This is a genomic window from Enterovibrio coralii (assembly GCF_001559595.1).
Classification (GTDB): domain Bacteria; phylum Pseudomonadota; class Gammaproteobacteria; order Enterobacterales; family Vibrionaceae; genus Enterovibrio; species Enterovibrio coralii.
Map to the genome: position 1 here is coordinate 718,856 of NZ_LNTY01000034.1, position 12,001 is coordinate 730,856.

The 12,001-nt window shown below is 48.7% G+C and carries 12 protein-coding genes and 1 pseudogene; all 13 read left to right on the forward strand.

Annotated features, from left to right (window positions below; all coding sequences use genetic code 11):
- Nucleotide 1 precedes the first annotated feature (1 nt).
- Complete coding sequence (gene plsX / locus ATN88_RS14565) at nt 2-1,027, forward strand: phosphate acyltransferase PlsX (RefSeq protein ID WP_067417254.1); 1,026 nt, start codon at nt 2-4, stop codon at nt 1,025-1,027.
- Nucleotides 1,028-1,032: 5 nt separating this feature from the next.
- On the forward strand, nt 1,033-1,998 hold the full coding sequence (locus tag ATN88_RS14570) for a beta-ketoacyl-ACP synthase III (protein ID WP_067417257.1): 966 nt from the start codon (nt 1,033-1,035) through the stop codon (nt 1,996-1,998).
- Between the two features lie 102 nt (nt 1,999-2,100).
- Nucleotides 2,101-3,024 (forward strand): ACP S-malonyltransferase, encoded by a 924-nt coding sequence (fabD, locus tag ATN88_RS14575; protein WP_067417260.1) that lies wholly within the window; start codon nt 2,101-2,103, stop codon nt 3,022-3,024.
- A 55-nt stretch (nt 3,025-3,079) separates the two neighbouring features.
- Nucleotides 3,080-3,814 (forward strand): 3-oxoacyl-ACP reductase FabG, encoded by a 735-nt coding sequence (gene fabG, locus ATN88_RS14580; protein WP_067417263.1) that lies wholly within the window; start codon nt 3,080-3,082, stop codon nt 3,812-3,814.
- Nucleotides 3,815-3,971: 157 nt separating this feature from the next.
- Nucleotides 3,972-4,208, forward strand: a complete 237-nt coding sequence (acpP, locus tag ATN88_RS14585) for an acyl carrier protein (RefSeq protein WP_002541727.1) — start codon at nt 3,972-3,974, stop codon at nt 4,206-4,208.
- A 98-nt stretch (nt 4,209-4,306) separates the two neighbouring features.
- On the forward strand, nt 4,307-5,545 hold the full coding sequence (gene fabF / locus ATN88_RS14590) for a beta-ketoacyl-ACP synthase II (protein WP_067417266.1): 1,239 nt from the start codon (nt 4,307-4,309) through the stop codon (nt 5,543-5,545).
- A 99-nt stretch (nt 5,546-5,644) separates the two neighbouring features.
- Nucleotides 5,645-6,454 (forward strand): aminodeoxychorismate lyase, encoded by an 810-nt coding sequence (gene pabC / locus ATN88_RS14595; RefSeq protein WP_067417271.1) that lies wholly within the window; start codon nt 5,645-5,647, stop codon nt 6,452-6,454.
- On the forward strand, nt 6,451-7,464 hold the full coding sequence (gene mltG / locus ATN88_RS14600) for an endolytic transglycosylase MltG (protein WP_067417274.1): 1,014 nt from the start codon (nt 6,451-6,453) through the stop codon (nt 7,462-7,464). Before pabC ends, mltG begins: the two co-directional genes overlap by 4 nt.
- The gene (gene tmk, locus ATN88_RS14605; protein ID WP_067417277.1) at nt 7,461-8,096 is read left to right on the forward strand and encodes a dTMP kinase; all 636 of its coding nucleotides are present in this window, start codon (nt 7,461-7,463) and stop codon (nt 8,094-8,096) included. Before mltG ends, tmk begins: the two co-directional genes overlap by 4 nt.
- Nucleotides 8,086-8,781, forward strand: a complete 696-nt coding sequence (gene holB, locus ATN88_RS14610; RefSeq protein WP_232313230.1) for a DNA polymerase III subunit delta' — start codon at nt 8,086-8,088, stop codon at nt 8,779-8,781. The genes tmk and holB overlap by 11 nt, the downstream gene beginning before the upstream one ends.
- Nucleotides 8,676-9,044: a DNA polymerase III subunit delta' C-terminal domain-containing protein gene (locus ATN88_RS27460; protein ID WP_232313232.1), complete on the forward strand. Its 369-nt coding sequence runs from the start codon at nt 8,676-8,678 to the stop codon at nt 9,042-9,044. The genes holB and ATN88_RS27460 overlap by 106 nt, the downstream gene beginning before the upstream one ends.
- Nucleotides 9,045-9,186: 142 nt before the next feature.
- Nucleotides 9,187-9,962 (forward strand): annotated as a pseudogene (locus ATN88_RS14615) (TatD family hydrolase).
- Nucleotides 9,963-10,510: 548 nt separating this feature from the next.
- Entirely contained in the window at nt 10,511-11,941 is a 1,431-nt protein-coding gene (ptsG, locus tag ATN88_RS14620; protein WP_067417281.1) for a PTS glucose transporter subunit IIBC, read from the forward strand.
- Nucleotides 11,942-12,001 lie beyond the last annotated feature (60 nt).

Here is a 12,001-nt window from a genome sequence, read left to right on the forward strand (position 1 = left end):
CTTGACAGGTCTAACCATTGCACTTGATGCGATGGGCGGGGATTTCGGTCCTCAAGTAACAGTGCCTGCCTCCGTGCAGGCATTGTTGCATTTTCCCTCGCTAAAAGTAGTACTCGTCGGTGATCAATCCGAGATCACCCGCCAGCTCGTATCGCTGGGTCAGAACAATTCTTCCCGCATATCTGTCATTCATGCGGAATCTTCTATCGCCAACGACACACGTCCGTCACAGGCTCTCCGTGCGAGCAAAGGCACTTCCATGCGTATTGCTCTGGAACTCGTCGCCGACGGAAAAGCAGATGCTTGTGTCAGTGCCGGCAATACCGGTGCGCTCATGGCATTATCCCGTTCCATGTTGAAACTGCTTCCTGGCATAGACAGGCCCGCACTGGTTTCTGAATTACCCACCGTGGGTGAGCACAAAAGCTGGCTGTTGGATTTGGGTGCCAATGTTTCCGTGGACTCCGATACACTTTTCCAATTTTCCGTGATGGGCTCAGTGTTAGCAGAAGAGCAGCTAGGGCGTAAGCCGACAGTGGGTCTTTTGAACATTGGTGAAGAAGAAATAAAAGGGAATGACTTAGTAAAACGCTGTGCAGAAATGCTAAAACAGTGTTCGGCGGTCAATTACATCGGCTATGTAGAAGGCGATCAGCTCTACACCGGAAAAGCTGACGTAATTGTCTGCGATGGATTCGTCGGAAACGTAAGCCTCAAGACTAGCGAGGGTGTGGCAAGACTCTTTTTAGACAGTCTGAAAATACATGTTCTCGCCAACCCTCTTAAGAAATTGGTGGCTAAATGGTTATTTGGTAGCCTATTTGAGCACTTAAATAACCTGAACCCCGACCAGTACAATGGCGCAAGTCTGTTAGGATTGCGCGGCATTGTAGTAAAAAGCCACGGACGTGCTGATATATCCGCTTTCCAACATGCTATCGGGGAAGCGATCCACGAAGTCGAACGGCAACTACCGAAAAAAATATGTGACCGTTTGGAAGCCGTATTACTCGAGAGGCATTATTAGTCTTCATGTTCAGTAAGATTCTTGGCACAGGCAGTTATTTGCCTGCGCAAATCCGCTCAAATGCGGATCTCGAAAAAATGGTAGATACCAGTGATGAGTGGATCACCGCGCGCACTGGTATTAAAGAGCGCCGAATCGCTGCTGAAAATGAAACAGTGGCGGTAATGGGCTATCACGCAGCGTTGAACGCCATTGACGCAGCAGGCATCGATAAACAAGACATCGATTTGATTATTGTCGCGACCACCAGTGGTGAGAGCGCATTTCCTGCCGCTGCTTGTGACGTACAAAAAATGCTGGAAATCAGCGGCTGCCCTGCGTTTGACATTGCAGCAGCTTGTTCAGGTTTCGTGTACGCACTGAGTGTGGCGGATCAATACGTGAAATCTGGCATGGCACGCAACGCACTGGTTATTGGTGCGGATCGTCTTTCACACACTTGTGATCCAGAAGATCGCGGCACCATCATTTTGTTTGGTGACGGTGCAGGTGCTGTGGTTCTTGGCGCAAGCGAAGAACAAGGTGTGATCTCAACACATCTGCGCGCAGACGGTAAGTTTGGCGAATTGCTGAACCTTAAATACCCATCACGCGGTAAAGTTCGCAGCCAAGTAGAAGAAGATGCATGGCTAGAAATGGCGGGTAACGATGTATTTAAAGTGGCTGTAACTCAGCTTGCGAACATCGTGACCGAAACGCTGGAAGCGAACAGCATGGACAAGTCTGAAATTGATTGGCTGGTTCCGCATCAGGCGAACTTCCGCATCATCAAAGCGACGGCGAAGAAGCTGGCAATGTCGATGGACCAAGTGGTTATCACTCTGGATCGTCACGGCAACACGTCAGCAGCGTCTGTACCGACTGCGCTAGACGAAGCGGTGCGTGACGGTCGTATCCAACGTGGCCAAACTATTTTGCTTGAAGCATTTGGTGGTGGTTTCGCGTGGGGTTCTGCGCTTATTAAATTTTAAGACAATGCGCTCAAGTAAAAAGCTTCGACAGAGTGGCTTTTCTGCTTGAGCGTATCGTCATGACGGATACAGAACAGTTCCGATTTTTGTAAGGATTAAACTATGTCTAACTTTGCTGTGGTGTTTCCTGGCCAAGGTTCACAGACCGTTGGCATGCTGGCTGAACTGGCCGAGCAATTTGCTGTTGTTAAAGAGACCTTCGCTGAAGCGTCTGAAGTGCTGGGTTACGACCTATGGGCACTGGTTCATAACGGTCCAGATACAGAGTTGAACCAAACGCACCGCACTCAACCAGCTCTGCTGACTTCATCTGTTGCAATCTGGCGTGTATGGCAACAAGAAGGCGGTGCAATGCCTTCTGTGATGGCTGGTCACAGCCTGGGTGAATACTCTGCACTGGTGTGTGCAGGTGTTATTGACTTTAAAGCGGCAGTTAAACTGGTTGAGCTTCGCGGTCAACTGATGCAAGAAGCAGTTCCTGCGGGCGTTGGTGCGATGTCTGCGATCATCGGTCTGGACAACGACGCGATTGCAAAAGCATGTGAAGAAGCTGCACAAGGCCAAGTGGTTTCACCAGTAAACTTCAACTCACCGGGTCAGGTAGTGATTGCTGGTAATAAAGAAGCCGTTGAGCGTGCAAACGTGCTGTGTAAAGAAGCGGGTGCTAAGCGCGCGCTGCCTCTGCCAGTTTCTGTGCCTTCACACTGTGCACTGATGAAACCAGCAGCAGACAAACTGGCCGTTGCTTTGGAAGAGATCGCATTCTCTGCGCCATCGATTCCTGTTATCAACAACGCAGACGTTGTTGCTGCAACTGAACCAAAAGACATTAAAGATGCGCTTGTTCGCCAGCTTTACGGCCCAGTTCGTTGGACTGAAGGCTGTGAAAAAATGGCAAATGAGGGTGTTGAACTTCTGCTAGAAATGGGTCCAGGTAAAGTACTGACTGGTCTTGCTAAGCGCATCGACAAGCGTCTGAGCGCGGCAGCGGTTAACGATCCAGCTTCTCTGGAAGCAGCTAAGTAATTTCTGGGATGCTGCCGATGATTCTGTCGGCGGCTAAATTAAGGAACGAAAACTCATGAACCTGAACGGTAAAATTGCTCTTGTAACAGGTGCGAGCCGTGGTATTGGTCGCGCAATTGCGGAAATTCTCGTCGAGCGTGGCGCTACAGTGGTAGGCACTGCAACTTCTGAGAGCGGTGCCGCAGCAATCAGCGACTACCTGGGCGAAAATGGCAAAGGTTACGCGCTGAACGTTACGTCAGCTGAATCAATCGAAGCCGTACTGAAATCAGTAAAAGAAGAGTTTGGCGACGTTGATATTCTGGTCAACAACGCTGGTATTACTCGCGATAACCTGCTGATGCGTATGAAAGATGAAGAGTGGATGGATATCATGGATACCAACCTGACTTCTATCTTCCGTATGTCTAAAGCGGTTCTGCGTGCGATGATGAAAAAGCGCAATGGCCGCATCATCAACGTGGGCTCTGTAGTGGGAACTATGGGTAACGCGGGTCAAACAAACTACTCTGCGGCAAAAGCTGGAGTTGTGGGCTTCACCAAATCTATGGCACGTGAAGTTGCATCTCGCGGCATTACCGTAAATACTGTTGCCCCAGGTTTCATTGAAACTGACATGACTAAAGCGCTGAATGATGATCAGCGCGCGGCGACATTGGCTCAAGTACCTGCTGGACGTTTGGGTGCACCGCGTGAAATTGCAGCAACAGTAGCATTCCTTGCTTCTGACGATGCGGCATATATTACAGGTGAGACACTGCACGTTAACGGCGGCATGTACATGATTTAAACATTAAAGTTGCAACTCTAAATGACTCAGGTCAAAATCCGGCTGTTTATCGAGCAAATCGTGGTTTGACCAGCATTATGGGTGTTGCAACTTCCACGTTATTGAATAAACTACTGCACATATCGCATCTGCGAATCTTGTAAGGAATAGTATTAATATGAGCAACATCGAAGAACGCGTAAAAAAAATCATCGTTGAGCAACTGGGCGTAGACGAAGCTGAAGTTAAGAACGAAGCATCTTTCGTTGACGATCTGGGTGCAGACTCACTGGACACCGTTGAGCTGGTAATGGCTCTGGAAGAAGAATTCGATACTGAGATTCCAGACGAAGAAGCAGAGAAGATTACTACTGTTCAAGCAGCTATCGACTACGTTGTTAGCGCGTCTGAGTAATCAGAAAAAGATCCTCCCAGGCGGTCACCTTGACCGCCTGAGTTTTTTCTAACACCCCGTAATTTCGTAATATCACCTTTTCTCCGGAGAATATCATCGTGTCTAAGCGTCGTGTTGTTGTCACTGGCATGGGGATGTTATCGCCTGTAGGTAACACCGTTGAATCATCTTGGAAAGCGCTACTGGCTGGCCAAAGCGGCATCCAGACTATCAGCCATTTCGATACCGAAGGTTTCGCAACTAAGTTTGCTGGCCTGGTAAATGATTTCAATTGTGAAGATTACATCTCTAAGAAAGATGCCAAAAAAATGGACCTGTTCATCCAGTACGGCATCGCAGCAAGTGTGCAAGCACTTAAAGATTCTGGTCTGGAGATCACAGAAGAAAACGCAGATCGCGTTGGCGTAGCCATCGGTTCTGGTATTGGTGGTCTTGGTCTGATTGAAACTAACCACCGTGCGTATGTCGAAAAAGGCCCACGCAAAATTAGCCCATTTTTTGTACCGTCGACCATCGTTAACATGATCGCCGGTCACGTATCTATTAATTACGGCCTACGTGGTCCAAACATCGCGATTTCTACCGCGTGTACCACAGGTCTGCACAACATTGGTCACGCTGCACGTATGATTGCATACGGCGATGCGGACGCAATGGTTGCTGGTGGTGCAGAAAAAGCATCTACCGAGCTGGGTATCGGCGGCTTCGCAGCAGCGAAAGCACTGTCTACCCGCAATGACGATCCACAAGCGGCATCACGCCCATGGGACAAAGACCGTGACGGTTTCGTTCTGGGTGATGGCGCAGGCATGATGATCCTTGAAGAATACGAGCACGCGAAAGCACGTGGCGCGAAAATCTACTGTGAGCTGGTTGGCTTCGGTATGAGTGGCGACGCTTACCACATGACGTCTCCAAGCGAAGACGGTTCAGGTGGTGCATTGGCGATGAAAGCCGCGATGCGCGATGCAGGCATTACTGGTGAAGACATCGGTTACGTGAACGCTCATGGTACGTCTACGCCAGCAGGAGACGTTGCAGAAACCAAAGGCATTCGTTTGGCTCTGGGTGCTGCAGCCGACAAAGCAATGGTTTCTTCTACCAAGTCTATGACGGGTCACCTGCTGGGTGCAGCGGGTTCAGTTGAAGCAATCATCACGGCAATGTCTCTGGTAGATCAAGCTGTTCCACCAACCATCAACTTGGATAACGTTGGTGAAGGCTGTGACCTGGATTACGTACCTCACGAAGCTCGCCAAGTGAAGATGGATTACGCACTGTGTAACTCATTTGGTTTCGGTGGCACTAACGGCTCACTGATCTTCAAGAAAATCTAAGATTTTTGCCGGGTTAGTTTTTTGGCTAACTGGGTTTTTTGATAGAATAAGACGGCTCGGTATTGATTACCGGGCCGTTTTTTTATCAGGGAAGAATGCATGATTCTTTTAAACGGTTCGCCTAACAACCAAATCGATATTGCTGACAGAGGTCTTCAATATGGTGATGGCTGCTATACAACCATGTTGGCTTGTCACGGTAAGGTGCAGGCGTTAACACGCCATATCGCGCGCCTTATGTCTAATACGGATGCGCTTTCGATTGAGGTGACAAACTGGCAGGAAATCGAATCTTGGATACAACAGGTTGCCAGAGAAACGGCGTCAGACGAAAAGTCCGTCATCAAGGTGCTTATTTCCCGTGGAGTCGGTGGAAGAGGCTACAGTCCCACTGGCTGCACTTCGCCAAACGTCGTGGTGTCTTCTCATGCTTATCCTTCAAGCTATGACGCTTGGAAAGAAAAAGGCATTAAAACCATTCTTCTTGAAACACGTCTTGGATTATCACCGCTAGCGGGTATTAAACACCTTAACCGCCTAGAGCAAGTTCTCATTAAACGCGAAGTGGAAGATCGCGGGGCCGACGATGGCATTGTGTGTGATTTGAACGGAAATCTTGTTGAGACCTCAGCATCGAACATTTTTTGGCGAAAAGATCGAACCTTATTCACGCCAGACCTTACGCTTTCCGGCGTAGAAGGTACAATGCGCCGACAGATCATTGAGTCAGCGACAGAGTGCGGCTATCAGGTGGACATTGTTTCAGCAAAACCTGATGTGCTGTGGGATGCTGACGAAGTATTTATAACAAACGCAGTGATGGGCATCGTACCAATTCGCTGTATAGAACGAACAAACTACAGCGACTTTGACGCTAGTAGGGTACTTACCTTGAGGTTGAATGCGTGATTAAGAAACTTGCGCTGCTTATTTTGTTTTTGGCGTTAGCCGCAGCGGGAGGCACTTATTGGGCCTATGGCCAAATTGAAAGCTATGTTGCCAGCCCAATTAATCCAGAAAATGAAACCCTTATCGTCGTGCCAGACGGCGCGAACTACCATTCATTTACCAGAAAGCTAGTTGCTGAAGGTGTCGTAGACACATCACCTTGGGCGCGTTGGGCGGCGAAAACCCATCCTGAATTAACCAAACTGAAAGCGGGCACTTACCAAGTAGAGCCTGGCACCTCGCTTGCGGATTTGTTTGCTTTGGTGCGCTCCGGCAAAGAACACCAGTTTTCCATCACGTTTGTAGAAGGCAGCACCTTCAAAGAATGGCGTGAAGCGTTGGCAAACAGCAACTACCTTGTACACGACACGCAAGCACTTTCCGAAAAAGACATTGCGCAGAAGCTAGGGCTGAAAGAAGAGAAATTGGAAGGTCTTTTACTGCCTGAGACGTATCACTATGTTGCAGGTGAAAGCGATTTGTCTGTTCTGAAGCGCGCCAACGTTCAATTGAACCGTGCGTTGAATGAAGCGTGGGGTGAGAGAGAGCAGGGGTTACCTATCAAGTCTGAATATGACCTGCTGACTTTGGCGTCCATTATTGAAAAAGAAACGGCAGTAGATGCAGAGCGCGAGAAAGTGGCGTCCGTATTTGTTAACCGTTTGAACAAGGGCATGCGTCTGCAAACTGACCCGACGGTAATCTACGGTATGGGCGACAATTACGACGGCAACATTCGTAAGAATGACTTACGCACGCCAACGCCTTACAACACCTATGTGATTTTCGGCTTGCCGCCAACGCCTATTGCGATGCCGGGCAAAGCCTCCATTTTGGCCGCAGCGAATCCTGCTGACACTCCATACTTCTATTTCGTAGCAGATGGTCTAGGTGGTCATAAATTCTCAAAAACGCTGACGGAACATAACCGTGCGGTTAGACAGTATCTAAAGACATTAAGAAACAAATGAATATTGGTAAATTTATCGTCGTAGAAGGCTTGGAAGGCGCGGGTAAAACCACGGCCATTCGCAATGTCATTGAAACTCTGAAAGCATATGGTATCGCCGAGATTGAAACAACGCGCGAACCAGGTGGTACACCGTTGGCTGAACAAATGCGTGCGCTGGTAAAAGAAGGGCACCCTGACGAACCGCTGACCGACATGGCAGAACTCCTGTTGCTTTACGCGGCACGTATTCAGCTTGTCGACAATGTGATCAAGCCAGCGCTTAACCGCGGTGCTTTTGTTGTGGGCGATCGTCACGATATGTCTTCACAAGCTTACCAGGGCGGCGGCCGTGGTTTCGATAAAGCGTTGATGGAAAACCTTCGTGATACCGTGTTGGGTAATTTTCGTCCTGACTTTACGCTATACATGGACTTGGACCCAGCAATTGGCTTGTCACGTGCAAAAGCGCGCGGTGAGTTGGACCGTATTGAAAAGATGCAGTTGGACTTCTTCCACCGCACGCGTGCGCGTTACCTAGAAATGGCAAACGCGGATGACAGCATCGTGATTATTGATGCTTCTCAGACCATCGAGAAAGTGTCCGAAGACATCAAAGCTGCTCTGGAGAATTGGCTGAATCATGCAGGCTAAGGTTTACCCGTGGCACAATGAAATCTGGCATAACTGGCAGCATCTGCTCGGTCAGGACAGACTTCATCACGCGGTTTTGCTGAGTGCGCCTAAAGGCAGCGGAAAGTTGGCGCTTTCCGCAATGCTGGCGAAAACCATTCTGTGTAAAAACGGCACGACGGAACCTTGCGGCATTTGTCATAGCTGTCAGCTTTTTGAAGCTGACACTCATCCAGATTTCCATTGGCTGAAGCCAGAAGCCGAAGGCAAACAGCTAGGCGTCGATACTATCCGTGCAGGAAATCAGTATGCGTGGGAAACCTCTCAACTGGGTGGTCAGCGTGTCATCTTGGTACAAAATGCCGATCGCATGGGTGAAGCTGCGGCTAACGCATTGCTGAAAACCTTGGAAGAGCCACCGGCTAACTGTCATTTTATTTTGTTGACGGAATCCAGGGACAGCATGTTGCCAACAGTCGTGAGCCGCTGTAACAAGTGGAAACCGCGAATGCCTGAAGAGGCTGTGGCAAAGCGTTGGGTGGAATCCGAATTGTTTGAGTCTGTGCCTTTGCAGGTCATTCGCATCAACGCGGCGCACCGTTGGCAGCCAAAGCTTTCATCGATCAAGGCAGTGCAGCCAAACATGAAGCACTCATCACTGGCTTTACCAAGTACCTTACCGAAAAACAGGGTATTTTCTCTGTAACGGAAAGTGTGGTGAAAGCAGAGCGCGACGGTTTGCAATGGCTGAGTTTTTTATTGTTGGATGTCATTAAAATTCAGCAGGGCACAGACGAAGCATTGGTGCATTGCGACAGTGAGCAAACACTTTCAGCAATTGCCAAACTGCTGCCGCAAAGCAAGGTGATGAACCAATTGATGGCTCTCAACAAGTTGAAGGCGGAAATGGTCAAACATACGGGCCTTAACAGCGAATTGATGATCAGTCGCTGGCTCAGTGAATTTTGACGCTACACGACTAAGTAAAGTGCGGCTCTGCGTCGAAGCAAGCCGCGCATTCCAACCCAATCATCCTCGTTACTCTGCAAATTCCTTCAGTTTCATTATATAATTCGCAGCTTTCAACCCAGACTCAATCGGAGAAAGTGACGTGCTAGTCGACTCGCATTGCCACCTTGATAAATTAAACTACGACAACTTGCACACAGATGTGCAGAAGTGGTCGAAAACGCAAAACAACGTGGCGTGGATTATCTGCTGTCAGTCGGCGTCACGCTGAAGAGCTTTCCGAAGATGATGGAGCTTATCCGTCCTTTTGATAACGTGTTTGCCTCTTGCGGTGTTCACCCACTCGATATCGAAGAGGGCTTTGATTACGAGACGTTGAAAGCGTTGGCATCTGATGAACGCGTTGTTGCAATTGGTGAAACGGGTCTGGATTACCACTACCAGCCAGAGTTGGCTGAAAAGCAAAAGGATGCGTTCCGCCAACACGTTCGTTTAGCCGTTGAGCTAAATAAGCCGCTCATCATTCATACTCGTATGGCACGAGAAGATACCTTGCAGATTCTGCGCGAAGAAAACGCACAGAAGGTGGGCGGTGTACTTCACTGCTTTACAGAAAGCTACGAGATGGCAGAAGCGGCAATTGAGTTAGGCTTCTACATTTCCATTTCAGGTATTGTTACGTTTAACAAAGCATCTGAACTGAAAGACGTGGTGCGTCGCCTGCCGTTGGAAAAACTGTTAGTAGAGACGGATTCACCGTATTTGGCACCCGTCCCATTCCGTGGCAAAGAGAACCAACCTGCGTACGTGCGTGAAGTGGCTGACTATGTAGGGTTACTGAAAGGTGTGTCTGGCGACGAAGTAGCAAGAGTCACTACAGAGAACTTCTTCGCGCTGTTCTCTCAAGCGAAAAAGTAACTCCTGTCACCCCCTGACATTTATCTTCACACGCAGAAGAATACTGAGGCCGAGCTATATGCTCGGCTTTTTTGTGCGAGCTGTTGGGGGCAATATCAGCTTGTCTGTATAAATCTGTTCTCCAATCGCAATTTGCCTCCGCTGCTGTCACTCCAGTGTTTCGTAACACGGTTACAAACACTGACACATCTCTCCTAATAGGTTGATCTTCATCAAATAACTGCGTAACGCGGCCGATGCAATACAACTTATTTCGTTACATTAAAAAACATGCAGGCTCACAAGTTTGGTGATGCACTAAAAATTCAAGAAAATGCTATAAATCGAAAATAAAACAATAAAATCATAAACTTATAGAGTATCAAAAGTGCTATTAGACGCCTTATTCTTGTGATCTATATTTAGTTTCTGAACACTTAACACGTGTTACGTAGAGTCTCTGAAATCGCAGCCCTATATTACTCAGCGAATTACATTGTTTCTGGGTTGTCGTGAGCTCGTTATGAGTTTGAGTTCTAGAACAACTCATCATTTTCAGGAGCAAATTTATGTTTAAGAACCTGTTTGCCAATGCGCAAAAAGTCGGTAAGGCGCTGATGCTGCCTGTATCGGTTTTGCCAGTAGCGGGTATCCTTCTTGGGGTAGGTGCTGCAAACTTTAGCTGGATGCCAGACGTTGTTTCTCACTTGATGGAACAAGCGGGTGGTTCTGTATTCGGTCAAATGCCACTGTTGTTCGCAATCGGTGTAGCACTTGGCTTTACAAACAACGACGGTGTTGCTGCACTGTCTGCAACCGTTGGTTACGGCATCATGGTGGCGACGCTGAAAGTTATGGCGGACGTACACGGTGTTGCAGGTATCGACACAGGCGTACTAGGCGGCATCTTGGTGGGTGGTGTAGCAGGTTGGGCGTTTAACCGCTTCTTCCGTATTCAGCTACCAGACTACCTGGGCTTCTTCGCTGGTAAGCGTTTCGTACCAATCATGACAGGTTTCTGTGCAATTGCACTGGGTCTGGTTCTGTCTCTGATTTGGCCACCAATCGGTGCGGCAATCGCGACATTCTCTGATTGGGCTGCTAACCAAAACCCTGTTGCTGCATTTGGTATCTACGGCGTAATCGAGCGTTCACTGATCCCATTCGGCCTGCACCACATCTGGAACGTACCATTCTTCTACGAAGCAGGTTCTTGTGTAAACAAAGCGGGTGAAGCAGCTAACGGTATCATGACGTGCTTCCTGACTGCAGACGATGCGTCTCGTGCAGCGGGTAACGGCTTCGGTCAGCTTGCAGGTGGCTACCTGTTCAAGATGTTCGGTCTGCCAGCAGCAGCATTCGCAATCTGGCACTCAGCGAAGCCTGAGAACCGTGCGAAAGTTGCAGGTATCATGATTTCAGCAGCACTGACCTCGTTCCTAACAGGTATTACTGAACCAATCGAGTTCGCATTCCTGTTCGTTGCTCCAGTACTGTACGCAATCCACGCAGTTCTAGCAGGTCTGGCTTACGTTATCACTAACTCTCTGGGTATCGTACACGGTCACACCTTCTCTAACGGCTTCATCGACTTTATCGTTCAGTCGCCAAACGCGCAAAACATGGGTCTGCTGGTAGTTATGGGTCTGATCTACGCTGCGATTTACTACGTGGTATTCCGCGTGGTTATCAAAGTGATGGATCTGAAGACACCAGGTCGTGAAGACGATGAGCAAGAAGCTGTTGCCTCTGGCGAAGCGTCAGACATGGCAAAAGATTTGGTCATGGCATTCGGCGGTAAAGACAACATTACGAATCTGGATGCGTGTATCACTCGTCTGCGCGTTGCAGTAGCAAGCGTTGATAAAGTAGACCAAGACAAACTGAAACAACTGGGCGCAGCAGGTGTTGTTGTTGCTGGTGGTGGTGTTCAGGCTATCTTCGGTACTAAATCTGACAACTTGAAGTCAGACATGGATGAGTGGATCCGCAACAACTAATATCAACGCATAATTCCCCCTATACGTTGATGAAAAAGGAGAGCCTAGGCTCTCCTTTTC